Annotated in this window: 19 protein-coding genes and 5 pseudogenes; 18 read left to right on the top strand and 6 right to left on the bottom strand. The window is 39.2% G+C overall.

The window, feature by feature from the left end; genetic code table 11:
* Positions 1-237: 237 nt before the first annotated feature.
* Positions 238-1,714 (top strand): annotated as a pseudogene (locus HUX68_RS04650) (glutamate synthase-related protein); the annotation flags it as partial.
* 240 nt (positions 1,715-1,954) lie between these two features.
* On the opposite strand, the gene HUX68_RS04645 reads toward HUX68_RS04650, so the two are convergent.
* Positions 1,955-2,284, bottom strand: coding sequence for a YuzC family spore coat inner layer protein (locus HUX68_RS04645; RefSeq protein WP_174613732.1), 330 nt, complete (start codon positions 2,282-2,284; stop codon positions 1,955-1,957).
* A gap of 322 nt (positions 2,285-2,606) precedes the next feature.
* Positions 2,607-2,948 carry a spore coat protein GerQ gene (locus HUX68_RS04640; RefSeq protein ID WP_174613731.1) on the bottom strand — a complete coding sequence of 114 codons (342 nt, stop codon included), beginning with the start codon at positions 2,946-2,948 and terminating at the stop codon, positions 2,607-2,609.
* Between the two features lie 602 nt (positions 2,949-3,550).
* Between HUX68_RS04640 and HUX68_RS04635 the strand changes: the two are divergent.
* A pseudogene (locus HUX68_RS04635) lies at positions 3,551-4,258 on the top strand (IS110 family transposase); the annotation flags it as partial.
* A gap of 14 nt (positions 4,259-4,272) precedes the next feature.
* On the opposite strand, the pseudogene HUX68_RS04630 reads toward HUX68_RS04635, so the two are convergent.
* A pseudogene (locus HUX68_RS04630) lies at positions 4,273-4,554 on the bottom strand (spore germination protein); the annotation flags it as partial.
* A 39-nt stretch (positions 4,555-4,593) separates the two neighbouring features.
* On the opposite strand from HUX68_RS04630, the gene HUX68_RS04625 reads away from it, so the two are divergent.
* A complete protein-coding gene (locus tag HUX68_RS04625; RefSeq protein WP_174612716.1) occupies positions 4,594-4,746 on the top strand; it encodes a hypothetical protein in 153 nt (50 codons plus the stop codon).
* Positions 4,747-4,811: 65 nt separating this feature from the next.
* On the opposite strand, the pseudogene HUX68_RS04620 reads toward HUX68_RS04625, so the two are convergent.
* A pseudogene (locus HUX68_RS04620) lies at positions 4,812-5,647 on the bottom strand (transposase); the annotation flags it as partial.
* Between the two features lie 376 nt (positions 5,648-6,023).
* Between HUX68_RS04620 and HUX68_RS04615 the strand changes: the two are divergent.
* From HUX68_RS04615 to HUX68_RS04560, 12 genes and pseudogenes are all read left to right on the top strand, one after another.
* Positions 6,024-7,535 (top strand): phospholipase D-like domain-containing protein, encoded by a 1,512-nt coding sequence (locus HUX68_RS04615; RefSeq protein WP_174613730.1) that lies wholly within the window; start codon positions 6,024-6,026, stop codon positions 7,533-7,535.
* 102 nt (positions 7,536-7,637) lie between these two features.
* Positions 7,638-8,276 carry a CBO0543 family protein gene (locus tag HUX68_RS04610; RefSeq protein WP_246206607.1) on the top strand — a complete coding sequence of 213 codons (639 nt, stop codon included), beginning with the start codon at positions 7,638-7,640 and terminating at the stop codon, positions 8,274-8,276.
* Positions 8,277-8,427: 151 nt separating this feature from the next.
* A pseudogene (locus HUX68_RS04605) lies at positions 8,428-9,057 on the top strand (IS110 family transposase).
* A 383-nt stretch (positions 9,058-9,440) separates the two neighbouring features.
* Positions 9,441-10,124, top strand: coding sequence for a DUF421 domain-containing protein (locus HUX68_RS04600; RefSeq protein WP_174613729.1), 684 nt, complete (start codon positions 9,441-9,443; stop codon positions 10,122-10,124).
* 139 nt (positions 10,125-10,263) lie between these two features.
* Positions 10,264-10,755 carry an SDR family NAD(P)-dependent oxidoreductase gene (locus HUX68_RS04595; protein ID WP_174613728.1) on the top strand — a complete coding sequence of 164 codons (492 nt, stop codon included), beginning with the start codon at positions 10,264-10,266 and terminating at the stop codon, positions 10,753-10,755.
* 167 nt (positions 10,756-10,922) lie between these two features.
* Positions 10,923-11,096 (top strand): hypothetical protein, encoded by a 174-nt coding sequence (locus tag HUX68_RS04590; protein ID WP_174613727.1) that lies wholly within the window; start codon positions 10,923-10,925, stop codon positions 11,094-11,096.
* A gap of 528 nt (positions 11,097-11,624) precedes the next feature.
* On the top strand, positions 11,625-11,963 hold the full coding sequence (locus HUX68_RS04585; protein WP_174613726.1) for a kanamycin nucleotidyltransferase C-terminal domain-containing protein: 339 nt from the start codon (positions 11,625-11,627) through the stop codon (positions 11,961-11,963).
* 739 nt (positions 11,964-12,702) lie between these two features.
* Positions 12,703-12,885 carry a hypothetical protein gene (locus tag HUX68_RS04580; protein ID WP_174613725.1) on the top strand — a complete coding sequence of 61 codons (183 nt, stop codon included), beginning with the start codon at positions 12,703-12,705 and terminating at the stop codon, positions 12,883-12,885.
* The gene (locus HUX68_RS04575; protein ID WP_174613724.1) at positions 12,875-14,296 is read left to right on the top strand and encodes an amidase; all 1,422 of its coding nucleotides are present in this window, start codon (positions 12,875-12,877) and stop codon (positions 14,294-14,296) included. Before HUX68_RS04580 ends, HUX68_RS04575 begins: the two co-directional genes overlap by 11 nt.
* 225 nt (positions 14,297-14,521) lie before the next feature.
* A complete protein-coding gene (locus tag HUX68_RS04570) occupies positions 14,522-14,929 on the top strand; it encodes a VOC family protein (RefSeq protein ID WP_174613723.1) in 408 nt (135 codons plus the stop codon).
* A 316-nt stretch (positions 14,930-15,245) separates the two neighbouring features.
* Positions 15,246-16,031 carry a TerC family protein gene (locus tag HUX68_RS04565; RefSeq protein WP_174613722.1) on the top strand — a complete coding sequence of 262 codons (786 nt, stop codon included), beginning with the start codon at positions 15,246-15,248 and terminating at the stop codon, positions 16,029-16,031.
* 533 nt (positions 16,032-16,564) lie between these two features.
* Positions 16,565-17,614, top strand: a complete 1,050-nt coding sequence (locus HUX68_RS04560) for a 2,3-butanediol dehydrogenase (protein WP_068446694.1) — start codon at positions 16,565-16,567, stop codon at positions 17,612-17,614.
* Positions 17,615-18,011: 397 nt separating this feature from the next.
* Here the strand turns inward: HUX68_RS04560 and HUX68_RS04555 are convergent, their stop codons facing one another.
* Positions 18,012-18,935, bottom strand: a complete 924-nt coding sequence (locus tag HUX68_RS04555) for a carbon-nitrogen hydrolase family protein (RefSeq protein ID WP_174613721.1) — start codon at positions 18,933-18,935, stop codon at positions 18,012-18,014.
* A 103-nt stretch (positions 18,936-19,038) separates the two neighbouring features.
* Between HUX68_RS04555 and HUX68_RS04550 the strand changes: the two genes are divergently transcribed.
* A complete protein-coding gene (locus HUX68_RS04550) occupies positions 19,039-19,929 on the top strand; it encodes a LysR family transcriptional regulator (protein WP_174613720.1) in 891 nt (296 codons plus the stop codon).
* 290 nt (positions 19,930-20,219) lie between these two features.
* On the opposite strand, the gene HUX68_RS04545 is transcribed toward HUX68_RS04550, so the two are convergent.
* Positions 20,220-21,422 carry an IS110 family RNA-guided transposase gene (locus HUX68_RS04545; RefSeq protein ID WP_174613719.1) on the bottom strand — a complete coding sequence of 401 codons (1,203 nt, stop codon included), beginning with the start codon at positions 21,420-21,422 and terminating at the stop codon, positions 20,220-20,222.
* A gap of 370 nt (positions 21,423-21,792) precedes the next feature.
* Between HUX68_RS04545 and HUX68_RS04540 the strand changes: the two genes are divergently transcribed.
* Both HUX68_RS04540 and HUX68_RS04535 read left to right on the top strand, forming a co-directional pair.
* Complete coding sequence (locus HUX68_RS04540) at positions 21,793-22,188, top strand: VOC family protein (protein WP_174613718.1); 396 nt, start codon at positions 21,793-21,795, stop codon at positions 22,186-22,188.
* 110 nt (positions 22,189-22,298) lie between these two features.
* Complete coding sequence (locus HUX68_RS04535; protein WP_174613717.1) at positions 22,299-22,688, top strand: hypothetical protein; 390 nt, start codon at positions 22,299-22,301, stop codon at positions 22,686-22,688.
* The last annotated feature ends 17 nt before the right edge of the window (positions 22,689-22,705 follow it).

Genomic DNA, 22,705 nt, shown 5'->3' with positions numbered 1-22,705 from the left:
GGGGGATAATTTCCCGTGCGTGTCCAAGGCTTTTAGCCGTATGGTGGCCAATAAACTCCTTTTTAATCAAAATTGTATATTCCTGTATCTTGTATAACTTAATATAAATGGGGAAGTGCTATTTATAAAATTTTTATACCTTACGTGGGGATTCCCCGGGGAAAGGTCATTTGGTATTTTTTAAGGGGTGATTATCCATGAAAAGAAAACTGTCTAGCAAACAGAAGGATGTTATCTCTGGGCCGTATACGGTACTTTTTGGAAAAAATAGGGCCGGAGATGAGACAATATTGGTTTAATAATGATACAGAGGGAAAGCCATTCTCACGGGTAGAATTTGAAAATGTCGTCAAAAGTGCAAAATACCAACGTGATGTTTTAGGGTTTGGCTCGGAACGGAACTTTGAGGAAGAGGGATATTATATTGTCAATTCAATGTTTCCGAAACAATCCGATGAAATGAAAATGGATAAGAAAACAAAGATCAATACAAAAAAGTATATTTTACTCAGGGATTCCCTATTTGGGCAAAGGGAAGAAAAACTTGAGGAAAGTAATACGCTCGCCTATTTACTAGATGATAATGATGCGGTGGTTATTGGACCAACAACAAAAAATCCATTTGTTGTAAAAAGTCTTATTGGGCAATCAGCGATGAGCTTTGGGTCACTAGGCGAACGGGCTATAACGGCGTTATCTGAGGGTTTAGGAATTGCAAAGGGGAAATGGATGAACACCGGGGAAGGGGGACTTTCCCCGTATCACCTAAAGGGTGATGTGGATATCTTTCAACAGATTGGCTCCGGCCTCTTTGGTTTTCGGGATCAGGAAGGCAATTTTGATTGGGATGAATTAAAGAGGAAAAGCGAAATGGGACGAATTAAGGCGTTTGAATTAAAGCTTGCCCAAGGGGCCAAGCAACGTGGTGGCCATGTTGATGCCGAAAAGGTAACCCCGGAAATTGCTGAAATACGGAAAGTTAAGGTCTATCATTCGATTGAAAGCCCGAACAGATTTAATCAGTTTACTGATATACCTTCACTGTTTGACTTTATTGAATGTATCCGGGAGCATACTGGAAGGCCGGTCGGAATCAAGGTTGTTGTTGGGCGCAATAACAGTATTGTTGAACTCGCAAGACATATGAAAGAATCGGGAAAAGGGCCGGACCATATTACGGTTGACGGTGGGAAGGGTAGTACTGGTGCCTCTTACCAGGAATTAATGGACAGTATGGGCCTCCCGATAAAATCAGCATTACCCATTGTGGATTCGACCCTCCGCCACTTTGGGGTCAGGGATCGGGTGAAAATAATTGCATCCGGTAAATTGGAAACCCCCGATAAGACCGCGATGGCTCTTGCCATGGGGGGCAGATTTGGTTAATATTGCGCGTAGATTCATGTTTTCCGTGGGTTGTATTCAGACACTTAAATGCCAATCAAATGTATGTCCCGTTGGGGTAGCAACGACTGACCCCGATTTACAAAAGGCTTTGGTTATTGTTGAGAAAAAGTACCGCGTAGCGAATTATCTACTAACCCTTAGAAAGGGGCTCTTCCGGGTGGCTGCCGCGGCTGGAATTGATTCCCCAGTCAATTTAAGACCTGAACATATTGTATTTAAGGATCCCCGGGGGGTTGTACATTCCCTTGACGAACTGTATGAATCCATTCGAAATCAGATGAAGGCGGACATTTCCCACCATGAATAGTTTTAGGATGCGGGAAAAAATTATAAACACGGGGTATGTTTTATCAGGGGTATGCCAATAATAGGGAAAAGGGTGACCCCCCCTCCCTCTCGTTGAGGGGACTGCTACGCCCTCCTCATGCAAGGGCCCCGTAAATACGGGGGCTTTACTATAAAACAACTGAATTGATACATACAATAATTGTAGGAAACACGCAAAAGGATGGCCCCTGGTTAGTTACACCACCCGGGGGCCAACCGGTTATTTTCCCCATTTCAAAACGATTCTTAGGCTGCAACAATTACCATAATCCTGACCATCAACAGCAGGTGGCTCCATGTTAAAAATAATTGCCGAAGGTGTAAAGTTTATTTGGATTGGCACGTATAACCCATTGATTGAATGAATTAAATGCCTTACTTCAGCTTTGTTTCCCCGCTGGGCGAATACCATCAGGTTATAGGAAAATGGTTTATTCTCCAATTTATCTAATAAAATTAAACCTTGATGCAATAGAGTTTCAAATTCATTTACGGATTGGGTCAACATTGCCGTGTCCACAGGGGGATATGGGCGTGGCTGGTGATACATAATAATTCTCCCTTCGTATGGATAGATAGCCTACCCCAATCATCCTATGGGTTAAGACCTACTTTGTGAGTAATGCCCAGGCCCACTTTTTCAATAGTTTTTGGAGAAGCCCGGAAACATATTTTGCAGTTATGTTGTTTGGGCGCAATTAAAATATGGCCATGTTGATTCCAACAGGAAATGCGGATATGTTAAGTGCCGTTCCAAGGTTATCTTCCCGGGGAAAAATTTGACGCCTTGCAAACAGCACGGCGTCAAAAAAACATGTTGGGTACAACATAAGACTATTTGTTATTACACTGCCCAGCCGATGGGTGGTTGACTACTTTGGGATTTCAATATAGTTTACAAAAATCAGTGGCAATATTACACGCGAATTCAACCTTTCATCTTCCAGAGTCACGTGGTCCATCCCTACATCCTGAACCGTTCCCTTAAATTCCCTATCAGTGTTGTTAAAGGACATACTGACCCGGACAAAGTCGCCCGTATGCCGGCGTAATGCATCCACTATAAATTGCTGGTTTTGGGTTGGGGACTGCTCCGCGGATGGGGGTAGATTCACAGGGGGGTAACCACCCATCCCATTTTCCACTTGGGTTACACCTTGCCCCGCCTGGTCAACAGATTTACACGATTGTTGCGTGCCCGTCTGGGGGTTCATCCGCCCCCCCTGATTAGGTGGGGTACCTTGTTGGGTTTTGGAATTTGATGAGTTTTCTTTCCTGATACTGGGTTCACCAAATTGCGGTGTACTCGTCAGGGGATCAAATTGTTCCCTCCAATTTTGTCCCCCGAGCATTGATCTTCCATGTGTCATTGATTGTTTAACTCCTCTCTTTTAAACAGGGCTTGATGATGTGTGTGAGGTATCTTAAAGGAATTACGGTTTAAACATCACCGAATCGCCCCAACGATATAGTTTATCGGGTTGCGGGTGGATAATTTGCCCACCACATTCTCTTTATTAGATGTTAAAACCGACAAAGGTGTGAGTAATCCCTCCCAACCCGGTTAACCAAAAAAAGTGGGGCACCTATTATACAAAGGGCAATTGGGCACCTTCTAAAATTTGAATGGCCTTAAGGGTTGGCCTTATCACAGGCCAACCCCTTGTATACATATGTTAACGGCAGGCCCAATCAGATAGGAGCATTCCTGTAATGAAGAAATTTGAGGTTTGAACAAAGAAGAGCCCTCTTGGTATAGTGCAGGGTGTCATTGCGGTGACCCCAAATTAAATAAATACCAAGGAGAGGACTCAATATGAATTATAATCAAAATCACAAAATAGCGCAAATCACACCTTCAACATTGGTGGTAGGCATTGATATTGCCAAAGATAAACATGTTGCACGTACACAGGATGACCGGGGAATGGAATTTGGAAAGCGACTGATCTTTGAAAATCGTATACATGGCTTCCAACAGCTGTTGGAGCGCGTTACGAAAATCCAAAAAGAACAGGGTAAAACCAACGTTATTTTTGGTGTCGAACCAACAGGTCATTATTGGCTAGGCCTGGCATATTTCATAACTGCCAAAGGATATGACTTTGTATTGGTCAATCCCATGCATGTTAAGAAAACCAAAGAGCTTGATGATAACTCACCAACCAAAAATGATACAAAGGATGCACGTGTCATAGCACAGCTGATTAAGGATGGACGATACTCTGTACCCAATCTTCTTAACGGCATTTATGCCGAATTACGAGAAGGCATGAAATTAAGAGACCAACTGACCAAACAGCTGATAATTATTGAAGGACGCATTCAAAACAACCTTCAACGGTACTTCCCAGAGTTTGATGATGTGTTTAAAGATTGGGATGGAAAAACGGCATGGTTTACATTACGTGAATTCCCATTCCCTTCTGATATTCGTGGAATGACGCCGGAGGAAGTGCTTGCGCAATGGAAAACGACCATTAAGCGTGGGGGTGGTATTAAGCGAGCAACAACGTTGGTGGATGATTCTCTCGGCCCAAGGAACGACAACACCTGTGGTAGTAATGAGGAATCAGATGCCATTAAATACCAAAGTGGTAATAAAAACAGGGAAACCCAAGCTGCAAAAAATCGTACAAATCGGAAATATGCCCCAACAACCGGGCGCTGCCGGTATTCTTCAGCCCCCTGCATATGGTGCCAGAATGTTGCCGGTGCTATGATGACACTTGGGGAACCGTCTACCATTACCAGCACATGCCCCTCATACAGGTGGACTGCCGCTGTATCGGGTCTTTCCGTGTATCGCACCGTGGAGTGTATAATATAGAATATCCACAAATAAAGGGGATGGTTGGAATGATAAAGGTACTTGGGGTGTTTTCCAAATTTATCGTAGGTAACCTTGCGGTGATACTCTCCATCACGTTGTTACCAGTATTTTTAGTTACTGATGATGTTGCGCTTTTTGATCAAATCATGAATTATTTGTTTAGTAATAATAATAGATGACATTGGAAATATCCTTGAAACGGGATATTTTTATGTATTATAAGAGGTAGGCAAAAGGCGGAAACATCCATTGTTTCGTAGCGTAAAGATGGAAGGGGCAGACGTTCATCAATTCCCTTTAAGAGTGGGATTGCCCTTTTCCGTCATTTAAGTTACCCACCGAAAAAAGAGATTATATAATGTATTGGCTTGAAGTGCCAACGGCTAAGTGCCCCTTAAAGCCAAACCAAAAGACATTTTTTGCCTTCACTGTTTTTCTTGACCCCCCATTTGGGGTCTTGGGGAACTTCGTTTCGAAGTTCGTGTAAGGAAGCATCGAGTTGAGCTTCAATTTTCTTTTCATAAAGAGACATATTGGCTGCCTTTTGAGCTTGTATCTTTAACCATTGTTCACGTTCTTCTTTCGTTTTGCGTGCGCGTTTTTTTGGTTCAGGGGTTGGCTTTTCTTCTTTTGGTGGTGCTTGGTCGCGCGCTTCAAAATGGGTTGCATTAATGGCTACGGTGTCATCCGTGATAAAACCCTCATGGATAGCTCGCAGCACAATTTTTTCCTGTTCCAAGGTTTCAGATTATTTTAGCTTCGTTTCAAGTCGAGAATAAGAAGCATCAGAAGGAATGGAGTCGGATACTAAAAATCCGCAATTTAATTTGAAGGCTATATCCGTATTGAAGGCGTTTGACCAAATCCTTAACTGTCGGAATCCGCTCAACAATTCTTACACATAAAGAAATGATCATGGCTGCATAGTTCAGTTCTTCCGGCGCACCACGTCGCGATTTCTTATTGACTGCAAAATCGCATCGATGTCGATGGCTGAAATAATTGCCTCATATTTTTGGGTAGGTTCCATGTCGTATAATTCTTGGATCTAAATAAACTTGTTTGTTGTATAATGGTCATAGGAAGTATTCCTCCAGTCTGTTGGTTTGTTTTGGTCGACTACCATTATACAAGATTTGGGGAGGTACTTCCTTTTTTTACGTTTTAATTCCATTGGGGCACAAGGGCTAAAAATTATGAAATTCATTCATATAAAAAAATACCTGAAACACTTTTTTCAAGTGTCCTAACTACAGGTACCATAATTAAAACGAACCTCCTTTTGTTTTTCGATCCATTTCCAACGTTTAACTTCCTGTGACAAAATAAACTAATTACAAAATTATTTTGTGTGTCTCATAAGAAAAGGTATCTAAACAATTCCTTCGTATTCCAAACGTATACTCGCTACATAGTTTGTACATGCTAATAGAAAAAAGCCAGGGAGGAATTTTAGATGGAGTGGATTTTTAATCTATACCTGTTAAATACGGTCTTTATCTTATTCATAGCAATTTGGGAAGTGCGTCATCCTGCCAAAGCTTTGAATTGGATAGTAATCGTCCTTGTTTTGCCTGTCATTGGTTTCTTACTATATCTTAGCATATCGAATCCCAAGCTTATTCATCGTAAAAGATTGACCTCTTCTCATAATGAGTCTGATAAGTTACCTGGTACATATAGTGATTCAGCATCGATAATCGCCGATGCTTTAAGGTATTTTACTGTAGGCGGGCTTCGAGTCGGCAAAGCCCAAGTACTAAACAATGGAATAGCAAAATATGAACAACTTATCGAATCCCTACAAAAAGCCCAAAAAACCATTGATCTGGAATATTACATCTATCGGAATGACCAAATTGGTAATTGCATCACAGAACTGCTGATCGAAAAAGCAGTAAACGGAGTGCGGGTTCGTTTTATTAGAGATGGTTGGGGGAGTAAAAAATTTCCGCGTCAAAAAATCCTTCAGATGGTGGAAGCAGGGATAGAATGCCGGACAATATTTCCTTTACGCTTTCCCTGGATTTTATCCAATTGGAATTATCGGGATCATTGTAAGATTGTTACGATTGACAGAAAGGAATCTTTTACGGGCGGTATGAACGTTGGATATGAATATACAGGATTAAAGCCAGACGTAGGATTTTGGAGGGACACTCATTTGCAAATTATAGGGGAAGCAACAGGCGACTTGCAGACTATCTTCGACGTTCATTGGAATATCGCTGTACCAGAACGGATAAAGTCAAGAACAAAATCTGAGGCTACGAAAAAGCCCACTAAAATCCCAAAATACATATCAAAGGAAATCAATCCAACCGGTAGCATTTCAAGATGGTCTGCCGAATTAGGATCTGAGTTATGGCCTATAGAAGGTAAAATAGACAATATCCAAACAAAGACAGGAGAATTGCAAAAAGCACACATCCATACGTTGGAAGGAAACCCTGGAATTCCTACACCAGTTATTCGTCAAGCTTACTTTATATTTATAACACAAGCGACCAAAACCATTGATATAACAACGCCCTACTTTATACCAGAAACAGATATTATTATAGCATTAAAGACAGCTGTGGCTCGTGGTGTACGCGTAAGATTACTTGTTCCTCGCCATATTAATAAAAAAATCGTGGGCTTTGCAAGTCGTACCTATTACGGGGAACTTATAGAAGCTGGGGTCCAAATCTACCAGTACGATAAAGGAATGTTACATGCGAAACTGATGATCATTGATGAGGAAATTGCAGAAGTAGGCGCAGCAAACTATGATATGAGAAGTTTTCGCCTGAATTATGAAGTGTGTCAAGTCGTGTACAGTGCTGATGTGGCAAGGGAACTCACAGAGCAGTTCGAGAGGGATCTTACTGATTCTGTACCATTAAGAATTGAAGACTTGTTGCAACGATCCCTGACCGAGCGCATTGTTGAACAGGGTGCTCGCTTGCTTTCTCCATTATTATAAGTTGATGTATCCTGTTTTTATTGTTCTATCTTAAATCTAGATTTAAAATATTTTTGTTTTAAAAAATATTTCTTATTTACGATGGAAATTCATTACTTAAAAGTGGTAATACTAAAAAGGCAGCTCAAAGAGTTCGATTTCGAAAATATATGTTACCTTTTAATTTTAAATATAGGGGTGATATCAATAAATCTTAAGGAAATACGTTTATTACAAGATAAGCTCTATCTTTTAGAATTAAATCGTTGGCTAAAAAATGAGTTTTTAACTTGGGAATGGTGGATTCTAGTAGTTTTTTTAATTGTGCCTTGGGTTATATGGGCTAAACTTGTTAAACGAGACATTATTTTAGAAATTTTGTTATTTGGTACCATAATTATCTTGACAACAACCTTATTAGATGTAGTTGGTGCACAATATAGTTTTTGGGATTACCCCATTGCATTCCTACCTATTATTCCTCGGGCCTTTCCTTTTGATTTTTCAATGGTACCTGTAGCTTATATGTTGTTATATCAATATTTTAGAACATGGAAATCTTTTATTTTAGCCCAGATCATTATGGCACTAACATATGCCTTTATAGGTGAACCATTTTGCGAGTGGGTCAAACTTGTTAATTATTTAGAGTGGAGATACACATATTCATTCATATATTACATCATTGTTGGAATTGTAACTCGAGCTTTAATACTAAAACTAGCCTCTTTATCCAAACCTCAAGATCTTACAACTAAGTAAAATTTAAATTGGAGCATTGCTGTAATGAAGAAATTTGAGGTTTGAACAAAAAAGAGCCCTCTTGGTATAGTACAGGGTGTCATCGCGGTGACCCCGAATTAAATAAATACCAAGGAGAGGGCTCAACATGAATTATAATTAAAATGACAAAATAGCGCAAATCACACCTTCAACATTGGTGGTAGGCATTGATATTGCCAAAGATAAACATGTTGCACGTACACAGGATGACCGGGGAATGGAATTTGGAAAGCGACTGATTTTTGAAAATCGTATACATGGCTTCCAACAGCTGTTGGAGCGCGTTACGAAAATCCAAAAAGAACAGGGTGAAACCAACGTTATTTTTGGTGTCGAACCAACAGGTCATTATTGGCTAGGCCTGGCATATTTCAAAACTGCCAAAGGATATACTTTAACAATTGGTAAACATGGCGGGGTTTGCTTTGCGGGAATGCAGTTTCGGAAAGTTCAAAGGACAAACCAAGATAAGCAACGTGGACGAAAGAAACTGAGAAAGGCTTTATATTTAGCGGTTCGGCCACTTGTGGCTCTTAACCCAACATTTAAAGCATTGCATGCGTATTACACGACCCGCCCAAATCGTCCACTGAAAAAACAACAATTGCTTATAGCGTTGTGTTGCAAGTTATTATGTGTACTGTTTGTGATTGGCCAAAAGCACTGTGAATTTGATGGAAGGAAATTATTGAAGGGATTACCTCAAGCCCGAATCAATACAAGCTGCTTAAGCCTTATGAATGAAAGTGGTCATGAATAAATGTACTTGGATTTTTGAAATAAACAAACACCAATAATGCAGAGTCGGAGCTTATTTTTTCCATACGGGCACACGACCCAGCATAGGAGCTTATCCGACCTCCACCTTGTGGATACGCAAGACGAAGGAATGTATGGATCAAAATCCCGTGATACATGGGAGGGTGAGCGACCATAAGTAGTGTGGAGTATGAAGCATGGTTATATTCATTTTTAACCAAATACTACCAGTTGGTCGTTAGGATGGCATGGATAGTGTTAGAATCTTCTGATTCCCATCCAGCTGATACGCCCCTATACAATTCCCAAAATGGTGTTTAAGAAATTCTAAGAGAACAAGAGCATTTTAAAGATATTTTAATTATATAGAGGGAGGAATAAACTTTGGAAGAAGTTAATATTGGTTTACTGACGATCAAAGTCATTGTTGGTTTTGCCACTTTATTTTTTATCATTATCATAACAGGCAGAACATCCATCTATCAGTTAACCCCGTTTCATTTAGTTTTTGTGTTAGTACTTGGAGATTTTTTAGGAAATACCATTTATCAAGATAAGGTAGGGATTTTTCATTTTTTATATGCCATCGGATTGTGGACGTTTCTTATGTTGGGAATAGAGTTTATGACTCTAAAAAATAAATCGACACGTTCTCTCTTAATAGGCAATCCTAACATAATCATTCGAGATGGTGTTATGGACAGAAAGTTACTTACAAAGAACAAATTGGATGTAAATCAAATATTGAGTATACTCCGTCAAAATAATGTCTTTTCAGTTCGCGAAGTCAAATACGGTATATTGGAAGCTAATGGGCAAATAAGTTTATTATTAAAATCCAAGTATCAAAAACCAGACAAGCAAGATCTCAATCTTCCAGAAAGTCCAGTAGACCTCCCAACATCGTTAATTATAGATGGGGAAATTTTATGGGATAATTTACATGAACTCGGATTTGATCAACAGTGGTTAGATAACCAATTAACTACCAATGGATATGATAATGTAAAGCGTATACTCTACGCAGATTGGCGAGAGAGTGAAGGCATACATGTAAGTCCTAAATAAAATTTATTTTGATAAGAGATATCAATTTTCTTGGTAAATTGTAAATATAAACTTTAGTCTTCAACAAATGGGCCTCATTTTGGAAGAAAACTACATTTGTTTTTAATACTAAATCGGGAATAATCATCAGGGGGAAAATATGAAGGTTTTAAAAGGAAAGATAGCAATTGTAACCGGGGCAAGTCGTGCCCAAGGCATTGGTTACGCCATTTGTTTAATGCATGCCAAAGCTGATATCTTTTTTACCCATTGGAGCACTTATGATAAAAGTGAAGGTGTTGGCTCCGAAAAAAAATATCAAAATGTTTTATACAACAAGATAAGGAATTTAGGAGTACGTTGTGAACACATAGAAGCCGATTTATCAAGGCCGGAAACCCCAACAAATATTTTAAATCAAGTTGAAGAAACTTTGGGTACTCCAAGCGTGTTAATAAACAATGCAACTTATGAAAAATTAGTTGACTTCCGTACTTTGGATGCAGAGGTTCTCGAAAAACATTATAAGGTGAATAACAGCGGAACCTTAGTATTAAGTACTGAATTCGCTAAGAGATTCGAAAATGCTTTCCCTAATAAAGAGGGTGGAAGAATCATTAATTTTGTTCTCAAACCAAACCTGAAACGATAGTTTGGCCATCAAAAAATAGCTCAGTTCATCCTTTGATTTATTTCCTTCATTGACGCGGGGATAATATAAACAATTTTTCAAGTTACTGGGATGATGAAGAACTTTAAAAGTCGATATTCAATGGCGTTTCCACAATCGTCACCATTATTTGCTCCAGAGGCTTTCTGTTGGAGTCAAAGGTTGGAACCATTGAAACGTATCACAAAGTTATATCAAATGATAATCCACCTAAGGGTCCATTAATAGTTGCAGGTGCTTCACAGGGTGGTAAATTGGCTGTTGAATTAGCTCTTGAAGAAGATTCAATACAGTCGGAGAAGCAAACAAATATGAATCTATGATTAAAAAAGCTTTGTCACGCAATCTTCGTTGGGGGAGATCAAGATCCTTACTTTGATGAAGCCAAGGGATTGTGTGAAGCATTTGAAAAGTATAAGTTCCCTTACAAACTAATGATAAGCAAGGGGTTAGGTCATAACTTCCCAGAGGACTTACAAGATTAATTAAAGCTATAGATTTTATTTTGCATGATGACTTAAAAGATTACGAATCGCCCTGAATACTGTTCAATTAACGGGCACAATCCTGCTGAAGGGCCATTTAAATAAAGATTTGAGAAATTCAAGGAGTTGGTATGATGGGTGGGAATCTCCTCAAACGAAAGACTAAATGTCGCAAATGAAATTTATAAGAAATTGCATAGTAAGTACGGAGAAGATCTTGTTACTGCAGCATTGAAGGTTCTACAGCCAAAGGTTTGGATTGTCCAGAATCTGACTTAGAAATGCGTGATGTGGTACAAGGGGCTGAAAGTGGTTGGTATCCATTTTTTTATAAAGGAATCTTTGTAGGTATAAGGCTTCAGTAGTTTGGAAAGACTTTCCTCAAAGGCAAATTCAATAGATTACGAATGGCCCGTTAAAGGCGATACAATTTTCACCAGCAGGATCCTGTATGACCCTAAAAACATTTATGGGCAGTTAACAAAACAAGCCCGAAAAACAGAAGAAAGTGTCGATTTTAATGATTTTTTAAGAGAAGCACTAGCTGATATGTATGAACATGTATACAAGGTTTTTATTTTGACTGAATCTAATACATTATCTGTGGCAGATGAATCCAGACAAATTGCATATTGGGCTGCAATATGTGTCGCTTTAAAAAATAAAGTGAGGTATTTGTCAAGTCTACACTATTTACCAGGATAGCCTCCAGCTTGAAAACCTACCCAAAAATTATAAGAGAAATATGCTTGGTCTTTTATCCTTGAATACGAATGTGCAGCAATTGAAGGAAAGTGCAGGCAATCTCTGGGGTTCATTTGTTTTATTGTCAAAAACTTATGGGGTTGACCTGTCAGAAAATGATTTATCTTTTTTATAGTGTTTGTGGCACACAGAAGTTATTCATCGGGTGTTTATCTGGAATAAGTATTGGCATTTTGTTTTTTAAGCTGATTTTAATGATGTTTGTCATTGGGGTGTTTATTTTGTCAGGAATTTTTTCTAATCAATGGCAAAGGGTCCTTTTTAATAGCTTGATAAATGCCCCTGAAGAAAAGGAGAAATATGATACATTTGCGCTCTGCAAGTTTTTCTGCGCCTCTATAGCTTTTGATAATGTTATTAGAGAAATTTGGTACAATACAAGTTTTTATCCCAGTTTTGAAATCTCCCCGTCATAAAAATTGTAATAGTTTAAATAAATTGACAGTTATATGTTGTAATGCTATGTTTATGATAGGTTCGTTGAAACTGCTTACACAGTAGTAAACTTTCCCAAGCTTCTATGCGAATGACCCCGTTGTATTTATGAAGATAAGAATTTACCTCTCATGACAAAACGACAACCCACACTAAATAAATGGTTTTATGGAATGAGTAGTTTTATAAATGTCTTCAGGCAAATTGCCTTTGAGGATAAATATTATAGAAGGAGTGGTTCGTATTGTCTCTACTAGTTAAACAATTGTTGGAGAACAAAGGAATAAACCCGAAAGAGGAACATCTGGAAATTTTGGCGAAGCGGTGGGAAGGGATGCTGGCACTCCGGGGAAATCTGGAACATGCAAACATTGACGATGCCGACATTAGCCTGCGTAACATTCCTGGAGGTGATCATGTTGAGTAAGGAATGGGCATCCAAATCAGTCGAGGAATTGGCCCCGCTTATTAAAGACAGAACAATTTCGCCTGTGGAAGTTACCAAAGCAGTGTTGGATCAGGCAGAAGCCACCCAGAAGACAGTTAATTCATACATCAACATATATAGGGAAGACGCACTGGAAGAAGCGGAAAAGGCAGAAACAGAAATTAACAATGGGGTTTATCGCGGCATGTACCATGGGATTCCAATGGGCATCAAGGATATTATTTACATGAAAGACAAGGTAACAACCATGGCCTCAAAAATCCATAAAGAATTCGTATCCGATTTCGATGCAACGGTCATTTCCAAATTACGGGAGGCGGGGGTTGTTTTCACAGGTAAAGTAAGCTTGCATGAATATGCTTGGGGAATAACCAACAATAACCCGCATTACGGACCGGTAAAAAACCCGTGGAATCCGGATAAAATACCGGGAGGTTCGAGTGGCGGGTCCGGCGCAGCCCTTGCAGCTGATGCAACTATTGCATCACTGGGGACAGATACCGCTGGTTCCATCCGAATACCTTCATCTGCCTGTGGAACGGTCGGATTAAAACAAACGTTCGGACGAGTCAGCAAATATGGAGTTTATCCATTGGCATGGACACTTGACCATGTTGGGCCAATGACGAAAACAGTGAAAGACGCGGCAGGGCTGCTGGAGATTATTGCCGGATTTGATAAAAATGATCCAACTACCGTAAATGTTCCAGTTGATAATTATCTGGAACAAGTTACAGGTAACGTGAAGGATCTTGTTATCGGTGTGAACGAGGAATATTTCTTTAACCGGGTGGATTCCGGTATTGAAAAACTGGTCCGCGATGGCATTCAGAAACTGGTTGACCAGGGGGCAAAAGTGCAGGAAGTCAAAATACCGGCACTGCAGTATGCCGAATGGGCGGAACTCATCACCTCACTTTCCGAAGCATCGGCTATACACCACAGTGATCTGCAGACAAGGCCACAGGATTTCGGCAATGACATCCGTATGTTGTTTGAGATGGGCGAACTGCCATCAGCCGTAGATTATCTGCAGGCTCAGCAGGTGAGGCGACAGTTGAAACAGGATTTCCAAAAAGCTTTCGAGCAGGTGGATATCCTTATAGCCCCTACATTGCCCGTCCCTCCAAATGATATTGGTGATGATTTCGCCGACTTAAACGGGGAAAAAGTGGATGTGATTGACAATATCATACGGTTTATGGGACCGGAAAATCTGACAGGACTGCCGGCATTGTCCGTCCCATGTGGCTTCAGTAAAGGACTGCCAGTGGGAATGCAATTTATCGGCCCTGCATTTAAGGAAGGAAGAATCCTGAATGCCGGCTATGCGTTGGAAAGTACCAATCCGATGCAAGGAAGAAAACCAGAAATACTGGAAAAAGCGTAACAGCTTTCTAAGACCTGCCGTGCACATTGACTGATGTGCACGGCAGGTCATTAATTTTGGGTTAAGTGCTATTGGGTGGGTCTTTATTGAACATTAGTGTATTCCGCTAAAGGGCGCCTTTCTGGAATAAGTATTGGCGTCCTGCTTTACGGAAATGGACCATATTGCTGAACAAGAAAGCAACTTAAAGTTAAAGAATTCTATTAAGAAAGGTTGGTTTTAAATTTGGAATTTAAAGATTTCACTGCAGCACAGGTAAGAATAGCTAGACCTACTGATAAATTTGAAGAAATTATTGATTTTTATCAAAATGGCTTGGGACTTAAACAAATTCAGCAATTTAAAGGACATAGGGGTTATGAAGGAGTCATATTTGGATTGCCAGATGTTGACTATCATTTAGAATTCACCCGCCATATTGATGGTAGTCCTTGCCCTGCCCCAACAAAGGATAATCTCTTAGTATTTTACATAACTGATAAAAATGAAATTAATAAAGTATCAGAACGGTTAAGGAAAATGGGGCATACAGAGGTTGAACCGGAGAATGAATACTGGAAGGAACAAGGGATTACAATAGAAGACCCTGACGGTTGGCGAATAGTATTAATGAATAGGTCTTATATCCAATAAATTATGACGCTGTTTTTTATCTAGGTTATTCCTTTAACGGGCGCAGTAACCGAATAAGAGAACATCCTTCTGATATCAGATCAGTTTATTGAGTAACTTTTATTTTTTTGTGATATAATTTAAATAGTAAAAAGGGGAGTAGCTTTTACAGTAATGTCGTCATCACAGAGTGAATCAGGTCATTCTCGGCATTATTGGCAACATATAATTTTGTTAGCAAGACCTTTGCCATAGATGGTAAAGGTCTGATTTCATTTTTGGCCTTTACCACATTAATTTGGTAAGAGTCTTTATTTATTTGAAGGGAGAAATATTTGTGGATTCTTCACTAATTCTGGAATATGCGTGGACGTTATTGATACTAATAGGCTTAGAGGGCCTGTTGTCAGCTGATAACGCACTTGTGTTGGCAGTTATTGCGAAACATCTGCCGGATAAACAGAAAAAACGTGCAATCGATCTTGGGATTTATTTGGCTTTCGTTTTTCGGTTTGCTGCCATATTTCTTATAACGTTTATTGCAGATATCTGGCAGGTACAAGCCATCGGTGCAGCATATCTTATTTATTTGGGCGGAAAACATGTTTATAAAAACGTATTCAGTTCAGAAGAGGATGACAGCGGTGAAGAGGCGAACAAGCCTGGCTCAGGTTTCTGGCCAACTGTAGCAAAAATCGGAATTGCTGATATTGCGTTTGCGATTGATTCAATCCTTGCTGCTGTTGCACTTGCTGTAACTTTACCTAATACACCATTACCCAAATTCGGTGGGATGGACGGTGGAAAATTCGCCATTATTGTCCTGGCCAGTGTGGCAGGACTGATACTAATTAAGTTTGCTGCTAACTGGTTTGTAAAACTTCTTGACGTACGTCCCGGATTGGAGACAACTGCATACTTGATTGTTGCGTGGGTTGGTGTCAAACTTGCTGTCATTACACTTGCACATAAAGATGTTGGTGTTTTACCTGCACATTTTCCACATTCTACCGTCTGGACGATAATTTTCTGGGCAATCCTGCTTGGCATTGCTGTAATAGGATGGTTTGTATCCGGTAAAACAGATGCGAAGAAAAGAGCAAATGATGCATCAACTTCCTGAGACCACAAGGCTGCTGTACTCCAGGTTGATTCCGTTACAAATCGTTTTTTTACAATAAAGATGTTACACAATACGATACCAACTAGTTGCTGAAAAAGACTATTCAAGAAAAGGGCGCCATTCTTGAATAAGGATTAGCGTGAGCATCATATATAAGGGTCATTTTATTGAATAAAATAATCCATATACGATGAAAATAAAAAGAGATTCAGATGAGGGGGAATTCTTCTTATGAATATTTGTACGGTTAAATAAAAGTTCACTGAATAAACTGGATAAGTAAAAAGGTAAATATCGAGGAATGGTAAAATTATATGAACAAAGACCCGAGAATAAACCATGCAACCGAATTAAAATAAACAATCGCAAAACTGTTAATGAGATATGTGTATTTGGTTAGAAATTAAAGTCTATTTAATAGAAGGTTGGAAAAATCAATAGTATAATAAAATCATAGGAATTAATATTGATTATTCCTTCAATATAGTATTCTTATAACTATTTTCTACTAATTAAGCAGGAGGTAATATCCAATGAAAGCTGCAGTCTGGTATGGAAAAAAAGACTTACGGGTAGAGGAAATAGAACTAAAACAAACGAAAGATACCGATGTTAAAGTAAGGGTAGCTTGGGCAGGTATTTGTGGCAGTGATTTACATGAGTATGAAGAGGGACCGGTGTTTGTACCAAATGAAAAAGAGGATCCGTTAACTGGAGAAATCGCTCCGCTAACCATGGGGCATGAATTTGCGGGTGTTATTGAAGAAGTAGGTCCAAAGGTGACAAAATATAAAGTTGGCGATAGAGTAGCAATTAATCCAACAATCACTTATGGAAATAAGTCGGAAGACCTTGATCCTTATGATGGTTTCAGCTTTATCGGCCTTCACGGTGACGGTGGTTTTACTAAATATGCAAATGTACCAGAAGATAACGTTTATCTACTTCCAGAATCTTTAACACTACAGGATGGAGCTTTAGTAGAACCAACTGCGGTTGCCGTACAAGCTGTAAAAGAAGGGAAACTGCAGTTTGGTGATACGGTAGCTGTATTTGGTGCAGGTCCAATTGGTTTAGTGACAATTATTGCAGCTAAAGCTGCTGGTGCCAGCAAGATTATTGCTTTAGATTTGTCGGAAACTAGAATTGAAAAAGCAAAAGAATTAGGAGCAACCCATGTCGTTAACTCTAGCGAACAAGATGCTGTTACAGCAATCAAGGAAATTGTTCCAGATGGAGTAGATGTTTCCTTTGAAGTTGCCGGAGTAGCACCAACATTTAAACAAGCAATTGATGCAACAAGGGCACGTGGAACAATGGTTATTGTTTCTATATTTGCTAGGGAGATTGAATGGAATCCAATACAGCTTACAAATACAGGTGTAAAAGTTACATCAACAATCGCATATACACCTACTACATTCCAACAAACTGTAGATTTAATGGGAACAGGACAATTAAAACCACAGGGAATTATTACAGACCAAATTCAATTGGATGATATTGTTGAAAATGGATTCGAAGCATTGACAAACGATAAATCACAAGCAAAAATATTAGTGGAATTAAGTGGTGAGAAATAAAATGTATTATTTAACCCTGAGTAGCAGCTGTTACTTGGGGTTTTGTTATGACTGTCAGCTAGGTCCAGGTAGATAAATTAGCGAAGTGATATTGAACTCTTCTTTAAGAAGAATATTGACGATATTCTGCAATACCAGCTAATAGTAGAAGTGGATAATTCCATTAACGGGCGCAGTAATTGAATAAGAGTTACGCTTCAATCACTGGATATTTATGTTGATGTTGGTGTGAGATTGTGAAGAAATGTACTTAAAGGGGAGTTCAATAAGAAAACCTATAATTTTTTGTAAAGGTTTAAAACGGAAAGTGCCTAAACCTTTAAGCATTGATTATACAATACTTGGGCAGGCACCCGAATCAATAAACATAGATATATATTAACAGCCAAAAGGGAATCTATTGCTTTTCTTCATTTACGACTAATTGGAACACATCTTTTCGATCGTAATGTCCAACTACATCAAAATCAAAATGACCACGTGTGATGTCGTCTAAATTCAGAGTAGCATATAGTATTTCTTCTTTTCCAAATACCGGCTCTACTAAAAATTCTCCAAGTGGATTTACGATGCAACTGCCACCACGAGTAATTTCATAAGGCATTTTTTGCATTTCCTCTGTTGCTATTAAATCTTCTTCATACATATCCTTTGTACTATATTGATTGCAAGATAAAACAAAGCAACGTCCCTCAATCGCAATATGCCGCATGGAAGCAAACCAAGTATCACGTGAATCAGCAGTTGGTGCAATATAAATCTGAATACCCTTTTCATACATAGCGGCACGCGCTAGAGGCATATAGTTTTCCCAACAAATAAGGGAACCAATTTTGCCATATGGTGTATCAAATACAGGGAGCGTACTGCCATCCCCTTCACCCCAAATAAGACGTTCACTGCCCGTTGGTTTTAGTTTTCGATGTTTTCCCAGCAATCTTCCGTCTGGACCAAAGAAAATCGCTGTGCAATAGAGTGTGCCACTACTTGTTTGTTGGTCACGTTCAATGATGCCAATAACAGTATAAGCACCTGCTTTTTTCACCGCAGCACCTAATTGATTTGTTTCGGGACCAGGTACTGTTATGGCATTTTTTGCATAACGTAAAAAGTCATTGCGTCCACTCTCCGAACGACTTCCAACCACTGCCCCAAAGCTCATCCCACGTGGATACGCTGGAATATATGCTTCTGGAAAAACAATAATATTGGCTCCTTGTTCCCCAGCCTCTTTGATTAATTTTATTGCCTTGTTGATACATTTCTCTTTATTCATTACGATTGAACCTGCTTGAACGACACCAACTTTACATGTTGACATCTGAATCCCTCCTGTTTCCTAAAAGTGTAAGAGGAATCGTTTATAATGTAAAATATATAATAATCATATTGAATATGCCAAAAGGGAATAATGGGGGAATACGATGAATTTACGAGACTTCGAGGTATTTAAAACAATTGTGGAATGTGGAAGCTTTTCAAAGGCAAGTGAGCAGCTATTTATCGCACAACCATCCCTATCTAAAACAATTCAAAAGCTAGAGAAAAAACTTAGCGTAACACTCTTTGAGCGTTCTAATCGGATTATTCGTTTAACCGATGAAGGTCAGCTTGTTTATGAAAAAGCGATTACAATGCTACAGCAAATGAAGGAGTTAAAAAAAGAGCTTGAAGATATAAATGAACATCTAAATGAAAATATAAAAGGGCATTTAAAAGTCGGGCTGCCGCAAATTATTGGTACCTTTTTCTTTCCACAAGTGGCGAAAGCTTTCTCAAAGAAGTATACAGAGGTTACACTTGAAATTGTCGAAGAAGGAGGTTTAAATGTAGAAAAGCTTGTTGAAAAGGGTGAAGTCGATGTAGCTTTTGTCGTGATACCAACCCAAAGCAAGGAACTAGAAGAACAGCTTATTTTTGAAGCACCGTTTGTTGCCTGTTTACCTAAAAGTCACGTTTTAAAAGAGGAACAGCAGATTACACTTGCACAACTGCAACAGGATGATTGGATATTGTTTGATACTACATTTGCCTTGAGCCAAGTGGTTTTAGAGAGTTGTCGTAAGGAGAATTTTGTGCCGAATATTGCATATAGTACAACGCAGTGGGATTTATTAATGGCATTAGTTCGTGATGAACTAGGAGTAGCTATTATTCCAAGTCCTTTAACCGAAATGTGCTCACAGAATCTTTGTGTCAAAGAAATCAGTAGTCAATATATCCCTTGGAAAATTGGCATCGTTTTAAAGAAAAATCGTTATAAAACACGTGCTTTGAAGGCTTTTTTGAAAATAGTGTCGGATGTATACAAATAAGATTGTGAAATAAAAAAATTATTGAAGTTAATATTAACTATTACCTAATCGAGGAATGGTCACAATTCTTAGATGGTTTTTTATCATAGGGATTAATAAGCAACAGAAGTTGTTCTTTAATTGCGTTAGCTTAAGAACCTTGATTTGACTATACCGCAATACCAGCCAATAGCTGTCAACAATTAAAGGTAAAAAAGTTTAAAAAAACATGTTATACTAAAATCGGACATGCCAAATAGCCTTACCGTTGAATTGATAAGGTTTCAAAAGATTGGCAATTTAAATGCATCTCATGATTGGTCTACAAAGGCTTCTTGACGTTTTAACATGACATGGATCCAGTGAATAAGTTTATTAGCACAGGCAATCACAGCGACCTTGTGTGGCTTGCCTTCGCTTCTTTTGCGATTATAAAAGGCTATAAGTTTCTTGTTTCGGTTTTTGGCAATACCGCACTGCACAGCCGTATAAAGAGCCTGACGTAATCTTGATGACCCTCTTTTCGTGATACGGTTAATGGATGCTTTAAATTTGCCTGACTCAAAAACACTTGGATCTAGTCCCGCATAGGCGGCCAGTTGTTTAGGACGTTCAAACAGATCGATTCCCCCGATTTCGGAGATAATTGTTGCTGCAATCTTTTCTCCGACTCCGGGAACGGATTGAACCAACGCATAATCGTCAAAAGTCTTGGCCAAGGCATTGATTTCCTTCCGTAATTTGGATAGATGTTCCTGGTATTGAAAAATCATCTGGATGTACATCTGTAGGCTAAGGACATGGCCACGGCAGATTGGCTCTTGAAAGGGATTGCGGGCAGCCGCATCCTGTAATTGAGCCGCTTTATCGAGAAACCATGTATCGGAACGTCTTGCTCCGACTTGACGCATCTCCGTGGCCAATGCCTGTTGAGAGACCCCTTCAATATCCGCAGAAGTCGGATAATGCAGTAAAGTGTTCAGGGACAACTTGCCACAAAGATTACTAAAAACGCTATGAAACTCCGGGAAAATCTGATCCAAAGCAGCCTGAAACTGAAGTTTGATTTCAACATAGCTGTCCGTTAAAGCGCTGTGCTGTCTGGTTAATTGCCGCAGATTCAGGTATTGTTCGGTTTTCCTTTGAAACACTTCCAGATCTTCTTTGTAATACAACTCCCCCAGATGGAAGGCATCGATTTTGTCTGTTTTCACCTTACGGAGGCTTGTTTTTCGAGCCTCATAGGAAATGACCGGATTGATGACATAATACGTTATAGCCTGATCCTCAAGAAATTGAAGCACAGGTTCATGATAGTGTCCGGTGGATTCAAAGATGACAGCCGGAGGTTGTCCGGATACTTGTTCCACTTCCTGATAAAACTGATAAAAAGTATGAAGACCTTGTAAATGGTGTTTAAATTTAAAGCTTTTCTTATATGGGCTTTTCCTTTGTAAAAAGGCTTGGACCTGGCTTTCTCCTTTTGCGACATCCAGGCCGATGACAGGATTCATAAGTAATCACAACTCCTTTGATAAATTCGTCAGTGCGCCCCTCACATCCCTTGTAGTTTCATAGCTTCGCTTGTTATACGGGATCATGTCCCAACCAGCCTCAAACATGTTTCTACAAGGAAGGGGTGGACAGTATTACGGACGGGATCAGTGTCCCACGGGCGCCGGCGTCCTCCCCCGACTTCCTCAAGCATATGAAACCTATAAAAAATAGGTCAACCAGAAATGACTGGCTTATTCATATAATACGACGGGCGCCTATCTTGAATAAGGTAGGTGTCTAATTTTTGAGAAAAATATTGAACTGGATTACTTATTTTGGAATAATTAGAAATAGGGCAGTTTGATGGAAAAAGAGGAGGGCTATTTTTTGTCAAAGGGATTACTACACCATATTGAGATATATGTATCCGATTTAAAAAGGTCGCTTGACTTTTGGAGTTGGTATCTCGAAGAATTGGGGTACAGATCTTTTCAAGAATGGGAAAGTGGACAAAGTTGGAAAATAGGAGATACTTACATCGTTTTTGTTCAAACAGAGGAACGGTTTCTGGATGTTCCATATCATAGAAGCGGAGTAGGTCTAAATCATTTAGCGTTTCACGCAGACTCACGCCAACACGTTGATGATATGACAAAGAAATTAAAAGATAGAGGAATGAATATTCTTTATGAGAATCAGCATCCATTCGCTGGCGGGGAAGACCACTATGCTGTTTACTTCGAAGATCCAGACAGAATTAAAGTGGAACTTGTAGCACCTTAACAGTTCAGCAAACGGGCGATTTACACTAATAAAGATTAATGCCAATTGCTCATCGGAGCGTTTTGCTGAATAGTATATACTAAGGTATTACCTACAAGGGGGGATTTGTTGTGATAAAGGTATTCATATCGTGCATTTTGTTATCCCTTGTTTTGTTAGCAGGTTGTTCGAATGTTGATAAGGATCATGTAAAACCTCCAAAAGATTTATTTTCTGACGAGAAAGATCATTACTCATTATTGATAATAAGGGGTAAGAATACGGATGAAATAGACTTGTTTGATTGGAAGAATAAAAACAATATAAGAAATGTCGATGGGTTTACCGCTGTTCAGGAAACTTCTTTAAAGAAAGCTGAAAAGGAATTTGAATATTTAGAGTTAGAAGAACTTCCAACTTTTGTTGCTTTTGACACTAAAGGTATAGCATTTCAGACAAATAACAAAGAAAAGTTGATTAATTTTTTGCAAAGCAAAGTCCCAGGATCATGGAATCATTAATTCATCAAAACTAGCTA

It is taken from the genome of Virgibacillus ihumii (genome assembly GCF_902726655.1).
Classification (GTDB): domain Bacteria; phylum Bacillota; class Bacilli; order Bacillales; family Amphibacillaceae; genus Lentibacillus; species Lentibacillus ihumii.
Note: the sequence above shows the minus strand (reverse complement) of the source record. Positions and strands in the feature narration are given on the sequence as shown.

Excerpts from the sequence above, each read along its gene's own strand:
- HUX68_RS04645 (WP_174613732.1), bottom strand. The coding sequence starts at position 2,284 with ATGTATCACCAGCCACGCCCATATCCCCCTGTGGACACGGCAATGTTG.
- HUX68_RS04640 (WP_174613731.1), bottom strand. The coding sequence starts at position 2,948 with ATGAACCCCCAGACGGGCACGCAACAATCGTGTAAATCTGTTGACCAG.
- HUX68_RS04625 (WP_174612716.1), top strand. The coding sequence starts at position 4,594 with ATGATAAAGGTACTTGGGGTGTTTTCCAAATTTATCGTAGGTAACCTT.
- HUX68_RS04615 (WP_174613730.1), top strand. The coding sequence starts at position 6,024 with ATGGAGTGGATTTTTAATCTATACCTGTTAAATACGGTCTTTATCTTA.
- HUX68_RS04595 (WP_174613728.1), top strand. The coding sequence starts at position 10,264 with ATGAAGGTTTTAAAAGGAAAGATAGCAATTGTAACCGGGGCAAGTCGT.
- HUX68_RS04575 (WP_174613724.1), top strand. The coding sequence starts at position 12,875 with ATGTTGAGTAAGGAATGGGCATCCAAATCAGTCGAGGAATTGGCCCCG.
- HUX68_RS04560 (WP_068446694.1), top strand. The coding sequence starts at position 16,565 with ATGAAAGCTGCAGTCTGGTATGGAAAAAAAGACTTACGGGTAGAGGAA.
- HUX68_RS04555 (WP_174613721.1), bottom strand. The coding sequence starts at position 18,935 with ATGTCAACATGTAAAGTTGGTGTCGTTCAAGCAGGTTCAATCGTAATG.
- HUX68_RS04550 (WP_174613720.1), top strand. The coding sequence starts at position 19,039 with ATGAATTTACGAGACTTCGAGGTATTTAAAACAATTGTGGAATGTGGA.
- HUX68_RS04545 (WP_174613719.1), bottom strand. The coding sequence starts at position 21,422 with ATGAATCCTGTCATCGGCCTGGATGTCGCAAAAGGAGAAAGCCAGGTC.